Consider the following 26,756-nt stretch of genomic DNA (forward strand, 5'->3'; position numbering starts at 1 on the left):
CCGTACAGAGATAGCATCCAATGTCACAGGCCCTGTTTCCAGCCCTGCGCCAGCTTATTGGCACCCAGTCGGTCAGCAGCACCCGCCCTGAATTTGACCAGGGCAATCGAGGAGTGATTGACCTGCTGGCCAACTGGCTGGGGGATATGGGCTTTGCCTGCGAGATTCAGCCACTGCCGCACGCGCCCCACAAAGCCAACCTTATCGCCACCCTCGGTAAAGGCCCTGGTGGATTGGTGCTGTCTGGCCATACCGATACCGTGCCCTGCAATGAATCCCTCTGGAGCCAGGACCCTTTTACCCTCACTGAACGGGATAACCGCCTTTACGGCCTCGGCACCTGTGATATGAAAAGTTTTCTGGCACTGGCCATGGAAGCGGCCCGGGGACTGAAAGCTGAACAGATGAAACAGCCCCTGATTATTCTCGCCACCGCCGACGAAGAATCCACCATGAGTGGTGCCCGGGAGATTGCCAGACAGGGCTATCCCAAAGCCCGCAGGGCGGTTATTGGTGAGCCTACCGGACTGCGACCTCTCACTATGCATAAAGGCATCATGATGGAGAGGGTTACAATTACCGGTCAGTCCGGTCACTCCAGCGATCCATCCCTGGGCCGCAATGCCATGGATGCCATGCACAGGGTTATGTCGGAGCTCATGCTTCTGCGGGAAGAGTGGAAGGAGCAATACAATAATCCGGGCTTTACCGTGCCCACGCCCACCATGAACTTCGGCTGTATTCATGGCGGGGACAACCCCAACCGTATCTGCGAAACCTGTTCCCTGGAGTATGATGTGCGTATGCTGCCGGGAATGGAGTCTGACGCTGTGCGGCGGGCGATTATGGCCAGGGCTACGCCTCTGGCAGAGCAGCTGGGGGTAGCTATCGACCTGTCCCCTATAACCCCAAGCATCGAGCCATTTGCCAGCCAGCCTGACAGTTCTTTAGTTGCCGCCTGTGAACGGCTGACCGGCCATACCGGCACCAGCGCCGCATTTGCCACGGAAGCCCCCTTTCTGAGCCAGATGGGTATGGATACACTGGTACTTGGTCCCGGTGATATTGCCCAGGCCCACCAGCCCGATGAATTTATCGCCCTTGATACACTGGAACCAACGGTTCAACTTTTACAGAAACTGATCGAACAGTTCTGCCTGCAAACCGTACCTGGAGAGGAAGCCTGAACATGGATTTCGACAAGGACTATGTAAAATTCTTCAGGCAGTCGTCCCCCTATATCCACACTCACCGAGGCAGCACGTTTGTGATTATGCTGCCGGGGGAAGCCCTTGAAAGCGAAAATTTCGCCAATATTATTTCCGATATTGCCCTGCTTAACAGCCTCGGGGTGCGGCTGGTGCTGGCCTACGGTGCCCGTCCGCAGATTAATGCCCGGATAGAAACACAGAGTATCCCCTCGCAATTTCATAACGGATCCCGCATCACCGGCAAAGACATACTGCCCACTGTTGTAGATGCTGTCGGCAGCCTGAAAATGCGTATAGAAGCTCAGCTCTCCATGGGACTGGTGAACTCCCCCATGCACGGCGCACGTATTCGGGTTGTGAGCGGTAACTTTGTTACGGCACGCCCTCTCGGTGTTGTCGACGGACAGGACTTCCAGCATACGGGCGAGGTTCGGAGAATCGACCGCAAGGCCATCTCCCAGCAACTTGACGACGGTTACGTAGTATTGCTGTCCTGTATAGGATTCTCCCCCACCGGAGAAATCTTCAATCTGCCTGTAGAGGAAGTCGCCACCAGAACAGCCATTTCCCTGAGGGCGGAAAAGCTGATTCTGTTTGCCAGTGAAAATGGTCTGCAGGATGAAAACGGCAATCTGATTCGCACCATGCGCCCTTCCGAAGCCCGCTCCAGGCTGCTTGGAAGTATCAGTGAACCGGAAAGCCACCGGTTACTGGAAGCGACTCTGACCGCCTGTGACAGTGCCGTAAACCGTACCCATATTATCAGTCATACTACAGATGGCGCTCTGCTCCATGAACTTTTTTCCCGGGAAGGGTGTGGTACCCTGATTACCCAGGACATTAGTGCTTATGAACAGATTCGCCCGGCCACAATAGAAGACGTTGGTGGTGTGCTTACCCTGATTCAACCCCTGGAGGATAAAGGTGTTCTGGTAAGACGTTCCCGCAAACAGCTGGAACGTGATATCGGCCTGTTTACAGTCATTGTGCGGGACGGAATGATTATCGGCTGTGCGTCACTGTATACCTATCCCGACAGCACCAGTGCCGAACTGGCCTGCCTGGTCACCCATCCGGATTATCGCAGTGGCAACAGGGGAGATGCCCTGCTGGATGCTATTGAGCTACAGGCACGAAACCAGGGAATGACCTCCCTGTTTGTACTGACTACCCGCACAGCCCACTGGTTTATTGAACGGGGTTTTTCCGCAAGTAAAATTGAAAACCTGCCAACCAATAAACTGGAGACTTACAATCGCCCAAGAAATTCCAAGGTATTCAGCAAATCCCTGTAAACCTGGAGCGTCAGGCTCTCTATGAAAGAGCCATGAAAGAGTCCGCAGTAATTCTTTTGCCACGGATTCTTTTTCTATCCTGATATATCCTGCAGTGCATTCACAGGATAAATGTTATGAAAGTACACCTTTCTGGATTAAGTTCGGTTTGTTTCTGTCTGTTGTGTATTAACCCGGCAGTGACTCTTTATGTTTCGGGTGATGATCAAAATCAATCAACCGATAACAACGGCCTTCCCATTTTCCGTTTTGATAACAACCAGTGGCTGGAACTGACTTTCCCCGGTAACCGCCCCGGCAAAGACGCGATATCTATCGAAGACTGGAGGAATCGCCAAAAGACGGAGAAAAATGCAGAGAAAGAAGGTGCCTGGCAGGTTTTTCCTGACGAGGTGGATTTTCTCAATGATCTTCAGCTTCGTTACCGCATGAAATTTAAATGAGGCTTCAGGCCGCAGAAAGCCCCGCCCCTTTGTCCGCAAGGGCCTGACGAAGCTCCCATTCGCCCCGCACTGTTTCCTGATAGAAAGTACCAACGGCACCACTCAAGAGCTTCTGCACTTCCCGTTCCAGGTGTTTGCGGCGGAGGATCAGGGTCGCGGCCCGAATTCTCATTTCATCTTTTCTGACAGATCGCTGCCTTCCATCTGCAATATCCTGCACCTCTTTGTTGATACGGGCACTCTCCCGGTGAAGCTTAACCATCATTTTTACCAACTGTGCCATACTGTGCTTGCTTTCCCGACGCAGAGCCCTCCAGTCCTCAGCACCCAGGGTGCTCACCTTTTCATCAAAGGGAATCTCCTGTCCCTTTTCATCCCGCCGCTGTCGAATGAGCTTTTTCACCCTGACCCGGTTACAGCTGTTATTGAATTTCTCCATCAGACTTCCCCCAAGGAATGACATCACCCAATACACACAGATCGCGGCTGTTGGTATAGGCAGATAATCAAACTTCTTGGGCAGAACTCCCTGAAAGAACCAGCGTACACCGGCTTTTGCTGTTTTAATGCCGTTAAGGAAAAGGTTGGTATAGATAAAATGCCCCACCACCTTGGCTGTATGGCGGGCAGCCCTGAAAGTATTTCTGGTCAGCCAGTTGGCATGGGAAACCAGAGCGTACTTTCGAAGCTCTGTTTTGGACATGGGTTGAATATTGCCAAATGCCTCGAACAGGGCATCATCCGACGCCCGACGTCCAACGTCACCCGACTTGACCAGATCCTTCAGCCACCCTTTCCGGTCTTCCTTGGCAATGCGGACTGAACCATCAATTCTTAGCCTGTGGGCAGCCTTGTTAAAAATCCTGACACGCTCTGAATTAGATAAAGGATCTTCCGCTTCCGGTGAAAAGCCCTTCCAGAGCACAGCAAACTGTTTTTCAAAATCGTCCTCAAACTTTGATATATCCGTAAAGATTTCCACCATCATACGGTCAAGATCGGCAAAGCTTTCCCCCAGCTGCGCCGAACGTAATTGCTGTAATGCCTTGTACCGTCGAAAGCGAATCTGTTCAGCCGCGCTGAGATTGGCCTTACCCTCCAGTTTTTTCAGCCCTTTAAGGCTGTCCTTCAGGTTGCCAAACGCATTCAGACTGTCTGTCAGTGTTTTCTCCGCCGTCAAATAAGAAAGGGTGTCGTATAACAGCTTGCGCTTCGCGTCTTTATCAAGCTCACCGGATTTATCGTACTTGCGGAGTTTCCGCCTGTGTCTCCATATCTGTACATGACTGACAACCTGTTCCACTCCCAAGACAAGAGGCGTGGTAACCACAGCAGACACCAGATACAGGGCACCGCCAATACCACCGGACATAATTCCGGTAATAACGGCAGTGGTGATACGTGTAGCCATTTCAACAGCAATTATTCTTTTATTTCGAAGCGCCCAGCGCTGGAAGCGTTTCACCATATCAAGGGTAAGGCGCAGCGCATGACCGCGTTCAACACGGGCATTAATCAACCAGAGTTCATCATCATTACACTGGTAGTCCGGTGACGCCTGAGGAACGTCAAGGGCAGGGCGCTCAATCACGTAAACTGCCCGCCCCTGATCATTCTTAATCACCACACCCTGCTCTGGAGAGATTCCAGCCATGTCCAGAAGAGGGGCTGTCGTTTTTGAAGAAGCCCCTTCCAAAGAGCTCCTCGGGACTACAGCATTGATTTGATCCACCAGCCCCAGGTAAGCCTGCACAACAGTGCTTTTATCCTGCCCAGGGAACAACTTGAGAGCATCAGCCAGCTCCATAAACTTACTGATGGTAAGGAAGTTGCCTGGCTGAACCCCATGACTGTTGAGCAACGCGACAACCCTTTCCCTCGCCTCAAGCCTGCTCAGTTTCTTACGCTGAAGTTCCTGAACAAAATAATCCCTGACCACCTGCCGGGATGCACGCCCCTGGTCGAGTATTCTCTGAACACTGATCTCGGTGACATTTTCCGGAAACTTTCCTTTCAGCTGCTCCCCTTTAGGTATCCATGACCAGGGCTTTGACTTGAGCTTTTGAACACTGCGCTCGCTTCTGGCAATCAAACCCTCAAGGGCGATGCGCACCTCCATCATTGGTTCGAGGTCAATATCCCGATCACTTTTCAGTCCTTTGCTGTCCTGCAGCATTTTCACTGCGTTCATCGCGGCATCCTGCGTATAACCCGCCTCCTGCTCCAGCCGGGCGCAATAATGGGGAACCAGCACCCTGTCCAGATATCCATTGGGTAATGAGCGCCCCTGGGCCAGAAACTCAAAAGCCAGGCGCTGGGGATTAAGGTTTACCAGGTAGTCAAGACGCTTGATCGCCTTATCATCCACCCTCTCATGGTGCCTTTTCCGACCAACAGAACCGGAACGGCCATGGTTCAGCCGGAAGATACCCGCCAGCTCCATGGCCGCTGCCACCATAAAACCTAAAGGACTGCTGAGTTCGCTTTTATTGCCAGATGCATTCAGGCCCGGCAAAAGGCTCGAAGAAGGAAGAGTGTGCTCTGGTGTTCTGGAAGCAAGGTGCTTGAATCGCTGGACGTAGGCGGAATGCAGCTTCTGGTCGATCCCCGCCTTACGGCCAAACGAAAACAGTTTGCCGAGAATCTTGCCCAGAAAACCGACCCTGTGCCCGTGCCATAAAGGTTCAGACACACTGGCTTTCCAGCCATTCTTACGATCTCCTGAAATACCAGAGATGCAGGCCTGATCCTGGGCCAGGCGCTGGCGGTTGGTACAGCCGAATATCTGGGCAAACTCTACTCGAGTGCCATTCCCTGGCACGGAGGAGACAGGCTGATGTCCCGACACCTGCTTTGAATCCTTTCAAAATATTCATGAAGAGTATTCAAACAGTATAAGAAGGAGAACCGGGAAGGTCAGACTCTGTCCAGCACAAGATAGCTGTATTTCACCCCATCGTCAGATTCATGGTCTTCCCGGGCGATTTCCTGCCACTCACTGGCTTCAATCGCCGGAAAAAACGCATCGCCTTCAAAGCTCTGGCCCACCCGGGTGAGATATAAGCGATCTGCCCGGGGCAGAGCCACGCGGTATATCTGCTCACCACCAATAATCATCACCTCAGTGACACCATCAATCAGGGCCACGCTTTCCGCCAGGGTCACAGCCTCATCCAGGTTGCCAGCCACCCGGACACCATCAGCCTGGAAAGAGGGATCACGGGTCATCACGATATTGGTCCGGCCCGGCAGGGGCTTACCCAGGGACTCAAAGGTTTTGCGCCCCATAATCACCGGCTTGCCCATGGTGGTCGCCTTGAAATAGCGCAGATCACCGGGCAAATACCAGGGCAGTTTATTGTTAATGCCAATAGCGTTGTTTTCCGCCACCGCAGCAATCATGGCAATGCGAATCGAGTCCAACATTCAGGGGGTTCCTTATATTTAAAATATCCCGGTTTTCCGAGACTCAGCTCTTTTCCGGCTGAAAGACACCAACATTGGTATGCCCCTCATCCCGCAGATGCATGGCATGAAGCTGGCTCATAACCCCTTTCTCGCAATAGAGCAGGTAGTGACGCTGCTTATCCAGTTCCACAAACTTTGTTCTCAGCTGATAAAACGGAATAACCATCACGTCCCTTTCTGCCATTTGCAGGGGTTTCAGTTCTTCTTCCGTGGGATGGCGAATATCAACAATCACATCATCCTGGGTTGTGGTTTCAACAACCTCAATTTCTTCCCGGGCCAGGTCATCAGCAATGATATCGGCAATGGATACACTACGGCGGTTTTCTACAGCCGCATCCAGCACAGAGAAATCAAACCGGGACTCTTCCGCTTCAATTTTTTCAGGCTTGGCCCGAGTCGTTGGTTTCTTGGAGATAACGGCGCAGTATTCAGGAATACTCTTGGCGAACTCTTCGGTACCGATTTTTGCCGCGACAGAAATTATATCCTGCTTATCCATGGCAATGAGGGGGCGCAGCACCAGGGTGTCAGTCACAGAATCAATCACAGCCAGGTTGGGCAGAGTCTGGCTGGAAACCTGGGCCACAGCTTCACCTGTAACCAGGGCTGAAATTTTCATCTGCTCCGCCGTTTTACTGGCCGCACGCAGCATCATGCGTTTGAGGATAACCCCCATCTGACTGTTATCAATTTTGGTCAGAATCTCTTCCACAACACCTTCAAAGGGAATCGTGACAAAACGTACCCTGTGGGAAGCACCGTAACGGTCCCACAGGTAGTAGGCCACTTCCTTAACCGCCAGTTCATGGGCATGTCCACCCAGGTTAAAGAAACAGAAGTGGGTATTCAGGCCCCGTTTCATAGTCAGGAAACTGGAAACCGTGGAATCAAAGCCGCCGGAAATCAGTGACAGAACCGGATCCTGTGAACCCATGGGATAACCACCCAGGCCGGTATGGCGTTTAGTGATCAGGAACCAGCGGTTGTGCTTGATCTCAATCTCAACCTTAACATCAGGATTCTTGAGTTTTACGCCTGTGGTTTCTGTCGTCTGATTAAGTTCACCACCAACAAAACGTTCAATGTCGTTAGAAGTAAACTCATGGTTGCCATGACGCTTCACCCGAACACAGAAAGTCTTCCCGGCCAGCAGGGAGGCATATACGGGATAAACCTTCGCCAGAATATCGTCTTTATCAATCAGTGGGTATTCCGCCACTTCCAGGGCCTGGTGAATACCGGGAATACACTGAAGACGGTCCGCCAGAGTGGCAATATCAGCAGGTTCTGTCAGAGATGTTTCCACCTCGATCATATCCCACTGACCCGTCACCTCCAGACTCTCATCAAAAGAACGACACACTGTACGGATATTGCGGCGCAGCTGTTTGACCAGCTGCTTGCGAACCGGAGTACTCTTGATGGTGATTTCCGGGAACAGCTTGATAATGAATTTCATGAAAACGGGGTAAATCCGGACCAGAACAGGTTAATCGGTCATTATACAGAACTGCAGCGCGGCCAGCAGGTAATCTCCACTGCAAATACCTTTAGCCCTTTCGCCAGACGGCCACCAGATGCCTGAAATTCCTCCGTTACAGGCAGGCATCTTCATAATAAACGGTGTAGACTTGCTTCGGTTTACCGCAACGGGCCGGCAGTGAAGCGAATCATTACCGGAATGACCGGAAAAGGAGCACAGGGGTAAACCCGGGACAGCACCGCACCACAAAGGTGCACAAGCCAGTCCGGAGCGCCCATGGATGGTGCGAAAGTTTTGTAAAGCTCTGACATATAAATGGCGCGAAAGTTTTGTAAAGCTCTGACATATAAGAGGTGCACCAGGCCGTGCACCCGTATAAGACACGGGGTTATAGAGCTTTCAGCAGCCTGGCACAGGCTTTGCTAAACGATGTTTGGAAATCATGTGGAAACAGGCTGACCTGTCGGCTCTGCAAACCCGAGTTGACCGGCACGAACTGAAGCAACCGCGCTCCTGGTGCGGAACTCGGATTCAAGCGGTCCAGACAAACCCGAGGAATAGACAAAAATGTCCAACAAGACTCTTTCTCTGATCAAGGAACACGACATCAAGTGGGTTGATCTGCGCTTCACTGATACCCGTGGCAAGGAGCAACACGTATCTCTGCCGATCAGTGAAATCGACAGTGAGTTTTTTGAAATCGGTAAAATGTTCGACGGCTCTTCTATCTCCGGCTGGAAAGGCATCAACGAATCCGACATGATCCTGATGCCCGATGACAGCACTGCCGTTATCGATCCGTTCACCGACGAGAACACCCTGAACCTGCGCTGCGACATCATCGAGCCTGCCACCATGCAGGGCTACGAGCGCGACCCCCGTTCTGTTGCCAAGCGTGCTGAAGAGTACCTGAAGTCCACTGGTATTGGTGACACTGCTTTCTTTGGTCCCGAGCCTGAGTTCTTCGTATTTGACGACGTGAAATGGAAGATCGACATCTCCGGTGCTTCCTACGAAGTGAACTCCGAAGAAGCTGCCTGGGCTTCCAACGAGAAGTTCGAAGGTGGTAACACCGGCCATCGTCCCGGCGTTAAGGGCGGCTACTTCCCCGTTCCTCCCGTCGACTCCCTGCACGACCTGCGTGCCGCCATGTGTGCCGCTACCGAAGCCATGGGCGTTCCCGTAGAAGTACACCACCACGAAGTGGGTACTGCCGGCCAGTGTGAAATCGGTACCCGTTTCAACACTCTGGTACGCAAGGCTGACGAAACCCAGATTCTGAAATACGCTGTGCACAATGTTGCCCACGCTTACGGCAAGACTGCCACCTTCATGCCCAAGCCCCTGGTAGGCGACAACGGCAGCGGCATGCACGTACACATGTCCATCGCCAAAGACGGTGACAATCTGTTCGCTGGCGACGGCTATGCCGGCCTGAGCGAAACTGCCCTGTACTACATCGGTGGTGTTATTAAACACGCTAAAGCTATCAACGCTTTCGCCAACGCTTCCACTAACGCCTACAAGCGTCTGGTACCCGGCTTTGAAGCCCCTGTTATGCTGGCCTACTCTGCCCGTAACCGTTCCGCTTCCATCCGTATTCCCTACGTGAATACTCCGAAGGCCCGTCGTATCGAAGTACGCTTCCCTGACCCCACTGCCAACCCTTACCTGGCTTTCGCAGCCCTGCTGATGGCTGGCCTGGACGGTATCAAGAACAAGCTGCACCCCGGCGATGCTGCTGACAAGGATCTGTACGATCTGCCTCCCGAAGAAGCTGCTGAAATCCCGACTGTTGCTGCCAGCTTTGAAGAAGCCCTGAATGCTCTGGATGCAGACCGTGAGTTCCTGACGGCCGGTGGCGTATTCACCGACGACATGATCGACGGCTACCTGGAGCTGAAGCGCGAAGAGTGCATCAAAGTCAGCCAGACCACTCACCCTGTTGAGTTCGATCTGTATTATTCTTGTTAAGAGCCGATCTTGCTAAGAGCCAGTCCTGCTAAGAGCTTCCTGCGAACAAGCAGGGCCTTAGCAAAAACAATCGTCTAAAAACCCAAAAGGGCTGCCAACTGGCAGCCCTTTTTTCCAGGATAATTTTTCTGAAGCTGTTTTCAGATTTTCAGCAGTTTCCGGACCAGCCCCGGATCTGGAGCATCTACCCCCAACTCCTCATTTCCACTTTCAATAATAAGCTTATAGAGCTGTTCAGCCTTATCCCGGTCAAACCCCGAAGGTAAGCGACAATCCGTCCAGTAACCGTTCACACCCGCCATAACACACATATAAGCAGCTATATACTCATACGCTCTGGTTGTCGGGTGTATCATATCCCAGAAAAAATAACTCTCAGGATTATCACAGACCTGTACATTCCGGGCACGCATAATGGAAACACCTCCCGGGGCACTGCAACCATTAATACGAACATTTGTGCATCCCCTGTCTTTTACGGTAAAACCAAAACTATCCGCATATTTGAAGAACAACTTCATGGCTCTGTAGCCATCTGTAAATGTGACTTTTACATCCGGATACTGACGCAGAAGTTCTGCCCTGGTTAGTTCAATCTGTCTGTTATGCCTGTGAACCAGATCCCGGATTTTTTCAATATCAGGGCTTCCCTGAAAACAGGGGGTAATCGTCATATCGGGGAGAGTACCCAGGGCAATATGACGGGCACCGGTGGCAACCAGTTTATGAATCAACTTGGTTTGAGCACGAACAACCAGATCCACATCCCAGAACTGGTTTTGATAATCATTAGTTCCTGACGCAAAAACATGCATGACACCACTGCTCACCCTGGGATATTTTTCCAGATACCAGTCAACCATCTCCTGGGTACTGGGCAGAATCCACTTTCCCAAACCTCCGGTCAGATGCCCAAACCATTCAGAAGTCGAAACCGACGAGTCCCACCAATATTTTTGCAGCGAGACCAGAAACTGAAAGGAGGATATTGTCCAGCCCCCTCCGAAAGCCAGATTCAGGTACTGATTCCTGTCCCCAGGGTTCAACCCCAGCATAGAGGCTGTCAGCTCACCGGTTAGAGGGCCGTTGCTGAACCGCCCCTGATAGTAATTGTCGGGAGGCAGTATTCCCGTGATATAACTGACTGGCAGCCATGTCCAACCGGCCCGAAAAATATCATCATAAAACCAGGGTTTGTCTCCCACACCGCTGAGATAGCGGGTCAAAGCCCAGGTATTTCCCGTATCAGCCAGACTGTCTCCAAAAACAACTATCTGCTGCAAACGCATAGACTCAGCCAATAAGCCACAAGATATACACGCCCACAAAGCCAATCCGGTCACAATCCTCCCGACAGATCCCCAGACAGAATCCAAGTACAACCTCACAAGCCCTTTCACTGTGGCTAACCCTGCCCGCAACCATTAAGATGAGGACAACAGGATAGAAAAACAAAGGAACTACAGCATGTTCAATAATCTACGTACTGTATTCAGTCTTATAATATTTTTGTCGCCTTCCCTGCTTATGGCCGAGATTTATCGCACTATAGATGCGGACGGTAATGTAACTTACACAGATCAAAAACCCTACGAAGGAAAATCAGAGGCTGTTGATCTTGGCCCTGTGCTGACCATTCCCGCAACACCGGTCAGGCCTTACCAGGAACAACAGAACACAGAGGAAGAGAAAAAGAAAAGCGATATTTACCAGTCTGTAGTAATCACCTCTCCGGAAAATCAACAGACCTTCCACAACCCGGAAACCATCGAAATTAACGCCACCACCAATCCTCCCCCCCGGGATGGACACAGATTCCGGCTGATAATGGATGGAGAGGTTAAACAGAACAGTGACACTCCTGTTTTTAGCCTGGAAAACCCAGACAGGGGTGCCCACTCCCTGGAGGTTCAGGTGATTGATGCCTCAGGCCAAGCCATTCTTTCAAGCAACCCTCTCACCATCTTTGTGCAGAGAACCATTGTGCACCCCAGGAAATAACCAGCCCCAGCCCTCTGATGCCTCTCTATAAATCAGCGGTATCACCAACGCACTGGTTAAATATCGCTGACTTATCAAAAGCACCATTATGGTGCACATTTTTCAGCTATGTCACAATTCCTGTGCTAACGTACCGTGATCTTCAGGCCCGGAGCTCGTTTCCGGAGCCTGCTGCTGGCCAGATATCTACCATCGTTTACATAGCGGTCATGTTACAAACCTGCTGGTTTGGTTTTTGCATAATGGACTGCATGAATAATGTCGAATGAATATTTTCACCCTATGCAGGCACAGATTCTTGAAAACCTCACGACAGCCGTACTGGTTTTCGACAGAAACCTGAGAGTGCAGTTTATAAATCCTGCGGCTGAAGTGGTTCTTGCTATCAGCGATCGCCGTGTCCACGGCTTTCATATTGAAGAACTGTTCCGGGAAAATCCCTCTTCCACCCCCGCCATCCACGAGGCCCTGCAAACAGGGGTCTGTTACAACAAGCGGGAAGCCATGCTCTATCTACTGAACGGCCAGACCCTGACAGCGGATTATTCCATTACCACACTGAGCGAAAGCGATGCCAGCAGCCTGCTGATGGAGATTCAACCCAGAGACAGACTTCTGCGCATCAGCCGGGAAGAGACTCTGAAAGCCAAACAGGAAACCGCCCGTATCCTGGTACGGGGGCTGGCCCATGAGATTAAAAATCCTTTGGGAGGCATCCGGGGCGCGGCCCAGCTGCTGGCCAGAGAACTGCCCGATGAGCAGTTAAAGGAATATACCAGCGTTATTATTGAAGAGTCCGACAGGCTGAGAAACCTGGTGGACAGAATGCTTGGCCCCATCAAGCCGCCATCAATGAAACCTGTCAACATTCACGAAGTGCTGGAACGGGTCTGCAGTCTGATCCGGGCAGAAACCAATGGTACCCTCACCATTCGCCGGGAATATGACCCAAGTATTCCGGAAGTGGAAGCCGACCCTGAACAACTGATTCAGGCCACTCTGAATGTTGTCCGTAACGCTATGCAGGCCATCAGCCAGAGCATGCCCCTTTCTGAAGGTTCTATAACCCTGCAGACCCGCATTCTGCGACAATTCACTATTGGAGATACCCGCCACAAGATTATCTGTGGTGTTGAAATTATTGATAATGGCCCCGGTATTCCCGCGGATATGCAGGAAAATATTTTCTACCCAATGATCAGCGGTCGCGCTGATGGCTCCGGACTGGGACTCTCTATTGCCCAGTCCATACTCAGCCAGCACAGCGGCCTGATTGCCTGTGAATCGGAACCGGGAAAGACCCGGTTCTCGCTGCTTATTCCCTTTCAAGGCAACACTAACAAATCAACCCGCACCTCTAACAGCACTTCTGCCACCCGCCCTTCATACGACACAGGAAGTTCGTATGAAAAGAATGGTACGTTTGAACATATGGGAGTCCCGCAATGAGCACCGGACACGTCTGGATAATAGACGACGATAAATCTATACGCTGGGTTCTTGAACGGGCACTGGCCAAGGAGAGTATTCAGACGACAAGTTTTGACTGCGCCGACGCAGTGCTGTCCCGCATAAACACCCAGCAGCCCGATGCTGTTATCAGCGACGTGCGCATGCCCGGAACCGACGGTCTGAGCATGCTGCGCAGGCTGCAGGAAGACTTCCCTTCTCTGCCGGTTATTATTATGACCGCCCATTCGGACTTGGACAGCGCTGTTGCCTCCTACCAGAGCGGCGCGTTTGAATACCTGCCCAAACCCTTTGATGTAGACGAAGCTGTGGGTCTGGTAAGACGCGCTCTCAGCCATGCACGGGAACAGCAGACTCAACACCCGGAAAGCGCCCTTGCCTCTACTCCAGAGATCATCGGTGAAGCTCCGGCTATGCAGGAAGTTTTCCGCGCTATCGGAAGACTGTCCCAGTCCAATATCACGGTGCTGATCAACGGCGAGTCCGGTACAGGTAAAGAGCTTGTGGCCCACGCTCTCCATCGCCACAGCCCCCGGGCAGCCAATCCGTTTATTCCCCTGAATATGGCTGCGATTCCAAAAGACCTGATTGAATCCGAGTTATTTGGCCATGAGAAAGGGGCATTCACCGGCGCCAACCAGCTGCGCCGCGGACGCTTTGAGCAGGCCAACTGCGGTACTCTGTTCCTGGATGAAATTGGCGATATGCCCGCCGATACCCAGACCCGCCTGCTAAGGGTTCTGGCGGATGGTGAGTTCTACCGGGTTGGCGGTCATACGCCTGTCTCTGTTGATGTCCGTATTATTGCGGCCACCCACCAGAACCTGGAAAATCTTGTACAGGAAGGCAAGTTCCGGGAAGATCTGTTCCACCGTCTGAACGTGATTCGTGTGCACCTGCCCCGACTGGCTGGCCGCCGGGAAGATATTCCCCTGCTGGCCCGACACTTCCTCGACAAAGCCGCCCGGGAACTGGATGTGGAATCCAAAATCCTGCATCCGGAAACAGAAGAATTTATGTGCAACCTGGACTGGCCCGGAAACGTGCGCCAGCTTGAGAACACCTGTCGCTGGCTCACGGTTATGGCCTCCGGTCGGGAAGTCCTGATTGCCGATATGCCACCGGAGTTAATGGAACAACAGCACGAACCCACAGTCGGCAGCAACTGGGAACAGGCCCTCAGTAACTGGGCCGATCAACAGCTGGCCCGGGGAGAAACGTCTCTTCTGGATCAGGCTGTTCCCGCTTTTGAACGAATTATGATTGAGACCGCTCTCAAACATACCTGCGGCCGCCGCCGGGATGCCGCCAACCTGCTGGGCTGGGGTCGCAACACCCTGACCCGCAAAATCAAAGAACTGAATATGGATCACGTTAAATCAGAGAGTGACGATATTCTGGAAGAGGTTATTTAATCCTCATATGCAGGACATTAAACACATCCTATCCTATAGCTACTAGCTGCCAACCTCAGAGCTGAGCGCCCGGAGCGCTTGTCTCTGGCTGGGTTCCCGTTTGCCATTTTTCTGCCAAAATTCACACAAAGTCTTCAGCGCGTTAAAAACACGGCGTCTGCCGTTCAGCAACAAAGAGAGCATCAAAGCGGCCTTTCGCCTACTGCTTGTAATAGAGTTATCAATCAGCTCTTAGGGCAATTATCCTGACACAGCGGGATAGTGGTAGATGAAAATATCCAGATCCATTTCTCTTATGGTAAGAAGAAACGCCATGTACCGGATCGTAATATTTTGCTTGTGCCTATATACATGTTTTCTGCAAGCGGGATTTTTCGATATAACAGCCAACATTGACAGACGCCTGAGGCTTTGCACTGAATATGAGCGAATCGCGATAATTATCATGAATGTTCAGCAAAGCAATGCAGGTATATTTGGTGCCTTTGGTAACCCCGACAAGCTGAGAGATATCGTTCAGCTGGTAAGGCATTACAGAGAAAATGAGCAGGTTTTATTTGCCCTTTACAATGTCGAAGACGAAGGAAAGCTTCCCCATCCCCAGCTGGATGAGGCCGTCAAGGAGGCTCATGACGTACAACTTATGTCTTATCGCTTCAAAGTTATGCTGACGGGGGTTGATCAGTCAAGAATTGTGGACAGTAAAGTAAATCCTATAACCTATGAGGCTCCGGAAGGTTATAAAGCATGGAAGCATCCGAATAACATGATGCGCGAATTGAATGTAAGAGATGTTTATATTGTGGGGTGCAGCAATGAGACCTGCAGAGAGGTGGCAATTGACTGGGCCAGGATGCAACGCCCGCAGGTACATGTTGACCCGGAACTCGCCCTGCGATCAAGGGTAGAACTTCCTGAGATGCGGGAGGGGGAGACTATTATGGGTGCTGTAGACAGACAAAGAGCTGTGGAAGATGCCAAGTGGAGGCGCTTTGCAGAGACGTATTGGGAGATTGATGTCATTCCCTCTGTTGGCCGCCCATCATGCATGTGGCCAGAACAGCCCTGAACCCGCTCCAACCTCCGACAGGTTCTTTTTCCGTTTGAGCAGACACCAGAGAGACTTCTTCAGAAATATTTTATCCATGCTTCGGAAAAATATTATTTGAAACACAAAAAACCGAAGTCTGTAAAAATTTCGTTTTTCTTATTTTACAGCCTTGTCAGTGACTAGACTTCAACACCGTGCTTCTCTGTCACTGATGGCTGGCTTATGGCTCGTTATTACCTGGTTCCTCTCTGCTTGCTACTTACTGTATTAATGCCTTCCACCGTTAAAGCCTCTATGGCCGTGGATCGAATGATTATCTATTTCTACCCCGGACAGCCTCCCCGACAGGATGTAGTCATTTCCAATCCAGATGAAGAAACCCTTTATCTACAGGCAGAAATTCAAAGAGTTGATAACCCTGGGCTCAGTAATGAGAAAAGGGTATCCGCAACATCACCTGATGATATGAAGCTTCTGGCAACACCACAGAAAACAGTGATTCCCGCCAATGGGCGTAAAACCATTCGCCTTATCAACTTGAACAAAGAACCACAGACAGAAGTCGTTTACCGGGTCACTTTCCGCCCTGTCACCGGTCATGTAGAGGCCAGGCGCAGTGCTATTAAAATGCTGGTTGCCTATCAGGCTCTGGTCTTTATTCGCCCCAAACAACCTGATTACACAATTGCTTCTGAATATAAGAACCAGCAGCTGATACTCACCAACCGGGGCAACGCCAATGTGTTGCTAAGAAATGGGCGTATCTGTGCAGATAAAAAGCGGCAGAACTGCCAGCCTCTTGCCAAAGTCAACCGGCTTTACTCCGGACAGCACTGGCAGCTTCCCCTTCCTCAGGATATTGGCCGGAAAGAAGGTGTGGTTGAATTTGGAGTCTTTGATGGCCGGGAAGAAATTACTCAACAATTTCCCTTATCCCGTTAAGTGACTGGAGGCACTGTTCTTTATCTTTAATAAGCCCGGACTGTAACAGTAACGGCATCGGAATAAATATCCACAGGTACTGAATACAAATCCCTTTCCATGATTTCCACCCTCAGGGTCGCATTCTGGCGGCCTCTGCAATCCAGGTCATAATCTCCCCACAGCCCGTCGGGGACTTCACCGGCACGATTCAGAATCTGCCAGTGACTGTTCTCACTGCGAAAACTCAGGCGGTAGGGCATAAAGTAACCAGCCCGACTGGAGAGAGCGAACCTGCTTCCCGGATTATTGTGTCCGTCCACCTCCATTCGATACCAGCCATTACTGGAAAAAACACAGAAGTGCATCTCACTCCACAACCAGCCTGGCTCCACATCCCGGTAGCGTAAGATAACATCTTTCAAGCCAGTTACTCTTACCTGATGGGGAACAGCAATCCAGACAGCAATTTCAATCGCATCAAAGCTCCCTTCCATAGAGGACCCGGAGAAACTTTCGGCCACCAGCCAGAAAGCGTACCGGTGTTCGCCTGGAGTCAGGCTATTCAGCCAGCCTTTTTGCAACTCCAGGAAAAGATGTCCGGACTGTGGATAAGTGTCGTTTGTATGAATTTTTTCAGACCAGACAGCATCAGAGTTAATACGAAAACTCTTTCCTTTACTAAGCCAGTTAACGTTATCTGCCAACCGCCTGTTCAAGACGGCATCAGACCTCATACCCACTTTCGGAGAGGTATCCGACAAAGTCAGTCTGTATGACAGGGCTTCAAAATGGCTTTTATTCACACCGCCAGCATGAAACCGTACGGGAACCCTGAACTGAGGGCGGTCTACTCCCTGGCGGTTCCAGGTTAAAGTTACCTCATCCGCCCACTCAAACCGGAACTTATCATCCTTTTCCACCGCTTGCAGTCCGGTACAGTAGATAAAACAATACAGAATGAACCACCAGGGCTTCATGATTCGTACCTGCACTGGAATTGACGCCTGAAACATTGTGCCTGTGTGGATCTGTCCTTGTATCGCATCAGGCATCCCAGAAGATCAATCAGGCGTACAGGGCGACATAAAAGTTTATGTTTTCGCCTCACCTCTGTTTTTTTAACGGGAGCGACCACCTCTTTTCTGATAGAAGACTCCACTTCCCCAGAAGGTGGTAATGAAGATTGAGGCTTTCTCAAAGGTAAGGGCTGTAGCGAAGAAGCGGGCTGTACCAAAGTCAGGACAGGTGCTGGTTCTGGCAGGGATGTGAGGTGGCTGGTCAGGACGCCAATATTCTCTACATTCTCTAAACGCTTTCGGGGCTGTTCAGGCAAAACAACTGTCATTGATTTACCCTGGATATCGGTAATATCCAGCCTGTCTTCCTTTGCTGGCACTTCAATTTGGAACAGTCCCGAAGAATCCGTTAAAGAAGACGTGTGTCCTGTGGCAACAACAGCACCTGATACAGGCTTGTTATCATCTCCCAGGACCTGTCCATAAACCAGCCGCATGTTATGGGCGACAAATGTCTGCAGGCTGACATTGCCCGGATACAGAGTGACTTCCCTGACATTTTCCTGGTAATCATAAATGTCATCATCGGCGGCAACAACACTGACCCTGTATGTCTGGAAGGGAGCCAAAGGAAGAACCGTTGCCGCCCGCCCCCGGGTATAACCCTGTTTATGGCCATCTATCAGTATATGGAAAACAGCGTCACGACGGGCACCGTCTATCTGCACGACCAAGGCACTGTGACCACTGTAGTCCCCTCCGAAGGCCAGGTATTTCCCTGTCCATGCAAACCCGGTAGAAGCCCCTGCTGCCCAGGAAGTCGAGGAATCATCGTGCTCCCAGGTGTGATCAGCACTGGCTGTTAGCTGCCCCAGCCTTGAAAAATAATGGAACGAACCACCTATACCTTGATTGTGCTTACTGCCTTCACCCCAGCCCGTAGCCTGCAGATCCCCTCCAGACTCAAAACTGTGATTTGTTGACAGGCTGTAACGCACATATCCGTCATGTTCTTTCTCCACTCCGGATGGCGTTTTTATTCTCTGGTATTGGTAGCGGGGAGAAAGGGTATGCCTTAAGGCGTTCTGGCGCAGGCGCATTTCCAGCCCAGCGATAAACAGAAAATCATCACCGGTTTTATTACCCTCAAGGCGGACGTTGACTTCATAACGGTTATCCCTCAACAAAATTCTGTAGTAGCTGAGGGCATGGCTGTTCCTCGCAGGGTTACCCTGACTGGAATAACGGTTAAAACGATACTGTACATGCCCCCCCAGCCATTCCGTAGAGGCGCTGGCGTAAATGCTTTCATAGTTCTGCCCGAACAATATCGGATCGGGAGGAGTATCACCCTTTGGGTGCAGCTTTCGATAACCCAGAGCACCTTGTACCGAATGTAGCTCAACCCTTGCGTCCAGGCGCACGCCATAATCCCGGTGTTCACTGAGCAACAGAGCCGGGGACAATTCCAGCCCCAGTCCTGTGTATATTAATCCGGCCTCTACAAATGCGGCTTTGTCCGTACCGGCAGCAGCCAGGGTTCCGCCGATATCATCACCCAGTCGTGCACTTACTCCGGCACGGGCGAGCCATTTGTCCAGAGTCTCAGGCCACAGGGAGCGTCTGGTTATATCAACTACTTTACCGGCTTCCGCAAACCAGAGGGGTGTGCCGGCAGGAGGGAGGGTTGGCTGGCTGACATAAAAACGAACGGATTCACTGATAACCTGGCCATTGTCTCCCAGCACCCTCACCCGCACGTTATAGGAGCCTGCGGGAAACCCTGCGGTATTCAGCTCATGACTGCCGGCGTCCAGCAACCATGAGCGCAATAGAACACCTTCCCGTAAAACCTCCACCCTTCCCCGCACAGGGAGAAAAACATCCAATGGCGTTCGCCGCCCGGCATTCAGGTCTGTGCGGGTACTTTCTGAAATACCTGCATGTATACCGATAACCCTTCGATCCGGTGAAAACGAAAAGCCAAATCCGGACATCGACATATAGCCAGCACGTAAATCCAGTCCTTCTGTGTCCCGCTCCAGATACAGGGAAGCGATACGCCCCCCTTCTCCATTGGCCAGATCCCACTCAGAAGTAAGGGAAACATCCTTATAGGCAGCCAGGGAATATCCGAACAGTGAGCTTACCCTGTTCCCTCCTGATGATCCCGAAGTGTTGGCGGTCAGCAGTTGAACCATACTGACTTTGTCCGAGGATGACGGCCCCAGATACTTCTGCTCGCTTAGACGACTGGTTTGAAGGTAATCGGGAGAAACAAAAACCGTAACCCGGAAACTGCGCTCATCAAAAATAATACCTGCAATCTGTGGGCGTAAAACCCCACAATCCACCTCACCACGGGCAGAGCACACAAGATTGCCGTGACTGGGAATACGGCCTGTCAGCGCTGCACTGACAAGGGTTTTCTCCTTCAGCAAGGGAAGATGATCGACAATGGCCTCGGGATCTGAGAACTGCAGAGTATCCGGATAAATCGTTGCCCGCTCCGAGAGCAGCTGACGACCACCATAAACGACATCAACCAAAGTCGTGTAGGGTTCAACCAGGCTTTCAAAGCCTTTCGGAACATCGTTTACTGCCAGAAAGAGTGGTGAATCCATACCCGCTCCCTGTGCAGTACCGACTAGGAAAATACAGATAAAATAGCCTATCCATCGTTTTCTCAAACAACCTGTAAAAAGGGAAAACACCGATAATCCAACCCAGCCGCAACCAATCCAGCCACAACTAGTTACTGCGAGGCCACTGTCAGCATAAGCATATCGGAATAAGTGCCCTCACGGGCTTGTTTAAAACTGTTGGAGTCAATAATGACTCTGGCAGTCATATTGCTGTTTGAACACTGCTGTTCGGTTGGATCTGGCTGGTTTGTGCTGTCTACAGCCATACCAATATCCGAGTCACCGTATTTCTCAAATAGAGCGACACCTTTTGGCGATGTGACTTCCAGGCGGTATTGAATATCCGTGCCGTTATTCACACCCTGACCTGTTTCCTGAAGAACAAAGTTACCGCTCTTGCTCTGATCGCCACTTTCCACGGTAAGGGTAAACCCGCCATCATCCCGGTTGGAATAAATACAGAAGTCCATTTCCCGCTGGTTTGCTGTTGCCAGCCCTGATTTTCCGGGAGCGACAGCGCCAAAATCAACATTTTTCAGCCCCCAGATACGATAGGAACTTTCGACTGCCATACAGATCTCAAACTGCCCCGATGACTCAGGCCCAAGAGCACAGCTGTTCTGGCCACTACCATTACCGCATGGTACAAAATCACAAACAGCCAGGCAGACTACAGGCGCGGCACAACCGCCAATAATCAACAAGGTTCGCGGAAGAAGCAGACACTGAAGAAACAACTTCTTACGACAGAATGCCTTAATAGTTCCCATAACATTTCTTATAACAGTCTGCATAGCAGCCCCCATAACAGCCTACAGAGAAGAAGCAGAGTGAATTGCTGGAGCCTAGCAAATATTCCCACACACACTTTCGTACTTTAAGAACAAATGTTTCGTGGGAGTAAGTTAAAGAGTTATAAATAATACCTTTAATGAGAGCGTGTACTGCGCTACTCCGGGCTTAACATCAGCGTGACAACATCGGAATAATGCCCTTCCTTCAGAAGCCTTCTGCCAGAGTGATCCAGCTCTACAGCCATGCGAACATTGGCCTGGCCGGAACCATGACAGACAGAAAAAGGTGTGGGAGCTGCTGGTAGTTCCAGGCGGGCGGCCTTCCCTGGCAACAGTTCAAACCATGGCGTTCTCTGGTGAATAGTGGTGGCCCAGAGTCTGTACCCCGCCGTGGCCCCCCCCTCACTTCGCAACTGCATATTATTGAGTGTGGACGCAGACAAACCCGCTGCTCCCGTGGAACTCCAGGCACAGATATCCTGGGTAGCCACGCGTTTATTCCCACTCAGGGGAACACGCATATTATTGAGTCCCCATATCCTTGCTCTGTCGTCTGGTAACAGAGTGATATGAAAGTCCCCCTGGGACAGGTAGCCTGTTTGATCTGCGACAACACCCGGTTTAACCGTTATGACATAGCTGGCCAGCAACAAAACGACTAAAGCACATACGTGACGGGAGCCCACTGTTTTACCCCAGGATTGCCGTAGAAAGATGAGCGTAGCGGAGTTATAAGAAGACGCATGCTTCCTGTCTCTGCCTCAAATCAGCAGTCCGGGACACGTTCTTACCGCTCCCGAATCTTATGATGACTACAACAGCTTTACTTTTCCTTTCACCAGCATGGAAGAGATCTGATGAAAATAACCCTGATTAAAGCCTCCGCTCCCAGCGAATTCAAGAAGTACAAGAAAACCCGTGGAGGCCCGCCGCAATCCATTTTTTCCGCCGCGGCCGCCACCCCCAGACACTATGAGCTGGAAATGTTTGATGAAACCGTACAAACGGTTAAACCCAGGAAAATCCGTTCTGATCTGGTTGTGCTGTTCTTTTCAACCCCTGACGCAGTGCATGGTTATCAGCTGGCAGACCAGTTCCGCGAAGAGAGCATGCAGGTTGTGATTGGAGGGCTCCATGCCACCTTTATGCAAGAAGAAGCTTCACAGCATGCTGACGCAGTTTTGACCGGCGAATGTGAGAATGTCTGGCAGGAACTGCTGACCGATGCTGAACACAAATCTCTCAAGCCCCTCTATAAAGGCACCCCGGTTGATCTGGACAAAGTCAACCCTTACCCCACTGATCTCATTAACTATGGCGAATATGATGGCTTCTGGTCTGTGCTGGTGAGCCGTGGATGCCGACACAAGTGCAGTTTCTGTCTCGTTCCCGGCATGCTGGGCAATACCCGCTACCGCCCGATAAAGGATATCGTTGATGAAATCAGCCAGCTGGAAACCGACTGGCTGGAGCTTCATGCGGACAATCTTACGGATAACCGGGACTATGCCCTGGAGCTGTTCAAAGCTCTGGAACCCTTAAAAATCAACTGGGTGGGTGAAACTACCATCAAGATTGCCGATGACCCGGAATTGCTGGAAGCTGCCGCCCGCTCCGGACTGAAATATCTGCTGATAGGTATTGAGACACCTTCAAAATCTGCCCTGAAGTACTCCGGGAAAGGGTTTGTAAAAGCGGAAAATATCAAGGATCAGATTGAGCGTCTCCATGCCCATGGCATTATTGTGGATTCCGCCGCAATTCTGGGTTTCGACGAACACGATACCGGTATATTCAAAGAAAGTGCTGACTTTTTCTACGAAACTGGCGTGGATGTCTGCGTCCCGGTCATCATGATACCTTTCCCTGGCTCCAGGGTTTTCCAGCAGCTGGAACAGGAAGGGCGGATACTCACCCACGACTGGTCTCTTTATGACGGCACCCATGCCGTATACAACCCCAAGGGCATGACTGCCCGGGAGCTGGAAGAGGGAACTGCTGAGTTCTACATGAAATTTAACTCACCGGTCCGCTATACCAGGCGGAAAATGCGTCAGATGCGTCAGTTTGGCATGTCCTCAGCTTTTTCTATCTGAATGGATATCTTTCACCAGAAAGCAAAAAGGCGGGCCAGGTACTCTGACAATCAGAGTACCGGGCCCGCCTTTGTATTATGGGGAACCTTTCTCCCATCCGGGCACTCAAACTTGCCGGACCGGTATGTCTACACTAAAACACTAAGGCCTTTCAGGATGTGTAGATATGATCCTGAAAAGCTGATTGAGTATGGGGGCGATTCGGATTCGACGGTGATGCGAACCCCAAGGTGCATGCCGAGAGGTGGTGACGACTCTCGTAAAACAAATGTTACTATTTACTAGCTGCCAAAAACTCAGCTAACGAAGAGTACTTCGACGCTCCTGTAGCGGCGATGGCTGCCTAAACCGCAGCACTCTTCCGGTCTATCCGTCCCGTTTGTCGGGTGGTTTACAGACCGTCATTGCAGACAAACTCGCCGTGATCTGCGCCTGGCTTTGATCGGTTAAAACCTTACAGGCTCGTGCTGCCTTACCCTGACCGCTGGGTCATGGCAGGATTAAAACAAAGGCGGATCTAAGCATGTAGAGCCGAGGGCAGAGTATTAGCGGACGGGGGTTCAAATCCCCCCGCCTCCACCAAAACTACTTCCAAGACCATCCCACAACGTCCATTACCTTCCTGAACCCCCAGCAATAGCGGGGATTCTCAGGCCACTAACGACCAAAGACGTTTGTTAGCAGCTAAAGTGGGTAGTAACATCAGTAGTAACACCAGCCGATTAACCGCAGTAGCGGTGTTACCACATGCAAAAAAAAACAGCCCCTCTGACGAATACCCAGATCAAACAAGCCCGTCCAAAGGAAAAGGAATACAACCTGAATGACGGGCATGGTTTAGCACTGCGCATAAAGCCAAACGGCAGCAAGATATGGCTGCTCAACTATTACCGCCCCCATACCAAGAAACGGGCAAACCTTAGTTTTGGCAGCTATCCGGCAGTTTCACTGAAAGATGCTCGGCAGAAACGGGCAGAGGCTCGTTCGCTATTAGAGAAGGATATTGACCCGAAAGAGGCTCGCGACGAACAACAGCGCATAGAGCAAGCCGCACACAACAACACACTGGAAACGGTGTTTGAGCAGTGGTTTGACGTTAAGGAAACTCAGATAACACCGAACTACGCCCGAGACATACGACGATCACTGAACAATCATATATTCCCAGCTTTGGGAAACATTCCTCTTCACAAAATCACCGCAGCTAAAACAATCTCCACTCTTAAACCCATTGCTGCCCGCGGGAATCTGGAAACCATCAAGCGGCTATGCCAACGTCTGAATGAAATCATGGTCTATGCGACCAACACCGGACTAGTCGAGCACAACCCTCTCTCAGGCATCAGCAAGGCCTTCCCTCACCCTGAGGCAAGGCATATGCCCACCCTCACACCAGACCAGCTACCCGAACTTATGAGTGCGCTGTCTATGGCCAGTATCCGTATCACCACCCGCTGCCTGATCGAGTGGCAGCTACACACCATGACCCGCCCCAGTGAAGCAGCTGGGGCCCGCTGGGATGAGATAGACGAGACCCAACAGCTTTGGACTATCCCTGCTGACCGAATGAAAAAACGGCGCAGCCACAGTACCCCCCTTACCCCACAGATGCTCGCGCTGTTGGAACGGATGCGACCAATCAGCGGCCACAGGGAGTATGTATTCCCAGCTGACCGATACCCAGACAGACACACCCATAACCAGACGGCCAACACCGCCCTAAAACGGATGGGCTTTGAAAAAACACTCGTATCCCATGGACTGCGGGCACTGGCCAGTACCACCCTGAACGAGCAGGGCTTTGATGCGGACATCATCGAGGCAGCCCTCGCCCATACCGATAAAAACGCCGTCAGAAAGGCTTACAACCGGGCTGAGTACATCGAACGCCGCAGAGTGATGATGTGCTGGTGGTCTGACCATGTTACTCAGGCTGCTACAGGGAATATGAGTCTGGCTGGTGGTATTCGTAGCCTGAGGGCTGTGTAAGTGGACGGTTTTTTGTGGTTCATAGGCATTCAGGTTATTGGCCTGATTGCCCATGGACTCCAACAGCAATTTCTGGCTGATCACCCACTCATTGAAAGAACAGCAGAACAAGAGTTCGAGACTCTTGACCATCAACCTCCGAAGCAGGCCTACGAGTTAACACAAGAGCTTCTTAATCTTCCTTCTCGTGACAATCTCGACAGAGTCTTCCGGCACCTCGTAACAACAAAGCACATACAAGCATATGGAAGATTTGCCAGATATACCGCTGACCGTTTGGATAACGAGCAATATCAAAACGTTTTAGATTCGACTCCTCTCAACATCTACACGGATGGAGCTGGTATTCGCGGCTCACGTCACAGATGCCAAAGTGCCGCTCAACGGCCACGCCTACGAGGCAACACTGTGAAAGATTTAACTATTGAGAAGATGCGACAGGCTCGGCTAGCTGACCATATGGAATTCAGCGAATTTATCGCCAGCGCTGTGAATGACTCTGTTGATGGGCTGATAATGAGTCACATCATCTCAAATGACACATTCCTGATTGAAACAGAATCTGGTGACAACATAACTCGAAAGAAATCAGCCCTATGGAGCTGGTGGACGGCAGCCGGAAAACTTATCGCTCTAAAATAGCCCGCTATTTTAGAATCCTATCTTTCACTTACCTGCGTCTATTTTGACATAGGTAAAGCCAATGAAACCTAATAAGCCACTCGTTATTCAACGTAAACCCGAGGTTCTAAATAATACCGGCTGGGCACGAGCAACCCTCCACAACCGCATTTCAGAAGGCCTGTTCCCTCCCCCCATACACTTAGGAGCAAGAGCCGTCGGCTGGTTACAACATGAAACTGACGCGATTGTTGCGGCTATGGCTTCTGGGAAAAACACTGAACAGATTAAGGCGCTGGTGGTAGCTCTCACTCAGGATCGCTGCGAACTCGGGAGCTGGCTCTATGAACATTAACTGCCTTTCAGCACCGACTCAGGCTATCCCCCCTGGAAACACAGCCACCTACAGACTGCTGTCCATTCTGGCCGATGGTAAGCAACATCTGAGGGATGACCTTGTTCTTTCGATTGGAGTAAACATTCGTGCCCTTATCCAAAGCCTGACCGGAAAACAGTTCTGCTACTGGTTAATTGATGCCGCGAAGATTGGCTATAAGGCGACGAAACAAACCGCATACAGGCTGAATTATCGACATTTAACGGGGCGCTCAAGGGATGATAACGAAGCTCGGATCATCGCAAAAAAACGCTATTGGGACAGGTCATTCAAGCAGGCCGAGAGCGGTATTAAACGATTCAAATACGCCAAACACCTAAAAGAAGCCGCTGACGCAAAATATGATGACTGGTTCAAAAGATAGGCCGCCCGCACGGAATTAACTGATACGGGCACAAAATCAAACTGCTGAACTGTTGGTGGAGTGCTTACCACAACACTGCTCCACCAGCATCCACAG

The 26,756-nt window shown here is 51.1% G+C and carries 22 protein-coding genes and 1 other RNA gene; 15 read left to right on the plus strand and 8 right to left on the minus strand.

What is annotated here, in order from left to right; translation table 11 throughout:
- Window positions 1-20 precede the first annotated feature (20 nt).
- The 3 genes from argE to ACY2RQ_RS06015 all read left to right on the plus strand — a co-directional run bounded on the left by argE (window position 21) and on the right by ACY2RQ_RS06015 (window position 2,949).
- Window positions 21-1,187, plus strand: coding sequence for an acetylornithine deacetylase (gene argE / locus ACY2RQ_RS06005; RefSeq protein ID WP_490112054.1), 1,167 nt, complete (start codon window positions 21-23; stop codon window positions 1,185-1,187).
- 2 nt (window positions 1,188-1,189) lie between these two features.
- Window positions 1,190-2,506: an amino-acid N-acetyltransferase gene (gene argA, locus ACY2RQ_RS06010; RefSeq protein WP_490112055.1), complete on the plus strand. Its 1,317-nt coding sequence runs from the start codon at window positions 1,190-1,192 to the stop codon at window positions 2,504-2,506.
- A 116-nt stretch (window positions 2,507-2,622) separates the two neighbouring features.
- Window positions 2,623-2,949, plus strand: a complete 327-nt coding sequence (locus tag ACY2RQ_RS06015) for a hypothetical protein (protein ID WP_490112056.1) — start codon at window positions 2,623-2,625, stop codon at window positions 2,947-2,949.
- A gap of 4 nt (window positions 2,950-2,953) precedes the next feature.
- Here the strand turns inward: ACY2RQ_RS06015 and ACY2RQ_RS06020 are convergent, their stop codons facing one another.
- From ACY2RQ_RS06020 to thiI, 3 genes are all read right to left on the minus strand, one after another.
- On the minus strand, window positions 2,954-5,797 hold the full coding sequence (locus ACY2RQ_RS06020) for a hypothetical protein (RefSeq protein WP_490112057.1): 2,844 nt from the start codon (window positions 5,795-5,797) through the stop codon (window positions 2,954-2,956).
- A gap of 68 nt (window positions 5,798-5,865) precedes the next feature.
- Entirely contained in the window at window positions 5,866-6,375 is a 510-nt protein-coding gene (locus ACY2RQ_RS06025) for a dihydrofolate reductase (RefSeq protein ID WP_490112058.1), read from the minus strand.
- A 43-nt stretch (window positions 6,376-6,418) separates the two neighbouring features.
- Window positions 6,419-7,879 (minus strand): tRNA uracil 4-sulfurtransferase ThiI, encoded by a 1,461-nt coding sequence (gene thiI, locus ACY2RQ_RS06030; RefSeq protein WP_490112059.1) that lies wholly within the window; start codon window positions 7,877-7,879, stop codon window positions 6,419-6,421.
- A 591-nt stretch (window positions 7,880-8,470) separates the two neighbouring features.
- Between thiI and glnA the strand changes: the two genes are divergently transcribed.
- On the plus strand, window positions 8,471-9,877 hold the full coding sequence (glnA, locus tag ACY2RQ_RS06035; RefSeq protein WP_490112060.1) for a glutamate--ammonia ligase: 1,407 nt from the start codon (window positions 8,471-8,473) through the stop codon (window positions 9,875-9,877).
- A 140-nt stretch (window positions 9,878-10,017) separates the two neighbouring features.
- Here the strand turns inward: glnA and ACY2RQ_RS06040 are convergent, their stop codons facing one another.
- Entirely contained in the window at window positions 10,018-11,160 is a 1,143-nt protein-coding gene (locus ACY2RQ_RS06040; RefSeq protein WP_490112061.1) for an SGNH/GDSL hydrolase family protein, read from the minus strand.
- A gap of 184 nt (window positions 11,161-11,344) precedes the next feature.
- Here ACY2RQ_RS06040 and ACY2RQ_RS06045 point away from each other — a divergent pair, with 184 nt between their 5' ends.
- The 5 genes from ACY2RQ_RS06045 to ACY2RQ_RS06065 all read left to right on the plus strand — a co-directional run bounded on the left by ACY2RQ_RS06045 (window position 11,345) and on the right by ACY2RQ_RS06065 (window position 16,756).
- Complete coding sequence (locus ACY2RQ_RS06045) at window positions 11,345-11,878, plus strand: DUF4124 domain-containing protein (RefSeq protein ID WP_490112062.1); 534 nt, start codon at window positions 11,345-11,347, stop codon at window positions 11,876-11,878.
- A gap of 258 nt (window positions 11,879-12,136) precedes the next feature.
- Complete coding sequence (gene glnL, locus ACY2RQ_RS06050; protein ID WP_490112063.1) at window positions 12,137-13,327, plus strand: nitrogen regulation protein NR(II); 1,191 nt, start codon at window positions 12,137-12,139, stop codon at window positions 13,325-13,327.
- Window positions 13,324-14,763, plus strand: a complete 1,440-nt coding sequence (gene glnG, locus ACY2RQ_RS06055) for a nitrogen regulation protein NR(I) (RefSeq protein ID WP_490112064.1) — start codon at window positions 13,324-13,326, stop codon at window positions 14,761-14,763. Before glnL ends, glnG begins: the two co-directional genes overlap by 4 nt.
- A gap of 268 nt (window positions 14,764-15,031) precedes the next feature.
- On the plus strand, window positions 15,032-15,832 hold the full coding sequence (locus ACY2RQ_RS06060) for a hypothetical protein (protein ID WP_490112065.1): 801 nt from the start codon (window positions 15,032-15,034) through the stop codon (window positions 15,830-15,832).
- A gap of 204 nt (window positions 15,833-16,036) precedes the next feature.
- The gene (locus ACY2RQ_RS06065) at window positions 16,037-16,756 is read left to right on the plus strand and encodes a fimbrial biogenesis chaperone (RefSeq protein WP_490112066.1); all 720 of its coding nucleotides are present in this window, start codon (window positions 16,037-16,039) and stop codon (window positions 16,754-16,756) included.
- A gap of 26 nt (window positions 16,757-16,782) precedes the next feature.
- Here the strand turns inward: ACY2RQ_RS06065 and ACY2RQ_RS06070 are convergent, their stop codons facing one another.
- From ACY2RQ_RS06070 to ACY2RQ_RS06085, 4 genes are all read right to left on the minus strand, one after another.
- Complete coding sequence (locus ACY2RQ_RS06070) at window positions 16,783-17,715, minus strand: hypothetical protein (protein ID WP_490112067.1); 933 nt, start codon at window positions 17,713-17,715, stop codon at window positions 16,783-16,785.
- Window positions 17,712-20,378: a TcfC E-set like domain-containing protein gene (locus tag ACY2RQ_RS06075; protein WP_490112068.1), complete on the minus strand. Its 2,667-nt coding sequence runs from the start codon at window positions 20,376-20,378 to the stop codon at window positions 17,712-17,714. Before ACY2RQ_RS06075 ends, ACY2RQ_RS06070 begins: the two co-directional genes overlap by 4 nt.
- Before the next feature lie 131 nt (window positions 20,379-20,509).
- Entirely contained in the window at window positions 20,510-21,193 is a 684-nt protein-coding gene (locus ACY2RQ_RS06080) for a hypothetical protein (RefSeq protein ID WP_490112069.1), read from the minus strand.
- Between the two features lie 155 nt (window positions 21,194-21,348).
- On the minus strand, window positions 21,349-21,879 hold the full coding sequence (locus tag ACY2RQ_RS06085; protein WP_490112070.1) for a hypothetical protein: 531 nt from the start codon (window positions 21,877-21,879) through the stop codon (window positions 21,349-21,351).
- A gap of 171 nt (window positions 21,880-22,050) precedes the next feature.
- Here ACY2RQ_RS06085 and ACY2RQ_RS06090 point away from each other — a divergent pair, with 171 nt between their 5' ends.
- From ACY2RQ_RS06090 to ACY2RQ_RS06115, 6 genes are all read left to right on the plus strand, one after another.
- Window positions 22,051-23,289 (plus strand): B12-binding domain-containing radical SAM protein, encoded by a 1,239-nt coding sequence (locus ACY2RQ_RS06090; protein ID WP_490112071.1) that lies wholly within the window; start codon window positions 22,051-22,053, stop codon window positions 23,287-23,289.
- 192 nt (window positions 23,290-23,481) lie between these two features.
- Window positions 23,482-23,871, plus strand: a transfer-messenger RNA (tmRNA) gene (ssrA, locus tag ACY2RQ_RS06095).
- Between the two features lie 165 nt (window positions 23,872-24,036).
- Window positions 24,037-25,278 (plus strand): integrase domain-containing protein, encoded by a 1,242-nt coding sequence (locus tag ACY2RQ_RS06100; protein WP_490112072.1) that lies wholly within the window; start codon window positions 24,037-24,039, stop codon window positions 25,276-25,278.
- Window positions 25,279-25,920, plus strand: coding sequence for a VHS/ENTH/ANTH domain-containing protein (locus ACY2RQ_RS06105; protein WP_490112073.1), 642 nt, complete (start codon window positions 25,279-25,281; stop codon window positions 25,918-25,920). It begins immediately after the preceding gene.
- A 61-nt stretch (window positions 25,921-25,981) separates the two neighbouring features.
- Window positions 25,982-26,254 carry a helix-turn-helix transcriptional regulator gene (locus ACY2RQ_RS06110; RefSeq protein ID WP_490112074.1) on the plus strand — a complete coding sequence of 91 codons (273 nt, stop codon included), beginning with the start codon at window positions 25,982-25,984 and terminating at the stop codon, window positions 26,252-26,254.
- Entirely contained in the window at window positions 26,244-26,660 is a 417-nt protein-coding gene (locus tag ACY2RQ_RS06115) for a hypothetical protein (RefSeq protein ID WP_490112075.1), read from the plus strand. Before ACY2RQ_RS06110 ends, ACY2RQ_RS06115 begins: the two co-directional genes overlap by 11 nt.
- Window positions 26,661-26,756 lie beyond the last annotated feature (96 nt).

The organism is Parendozoicomonas sp. 209JJ7-1, assembly GCF_058147085.1.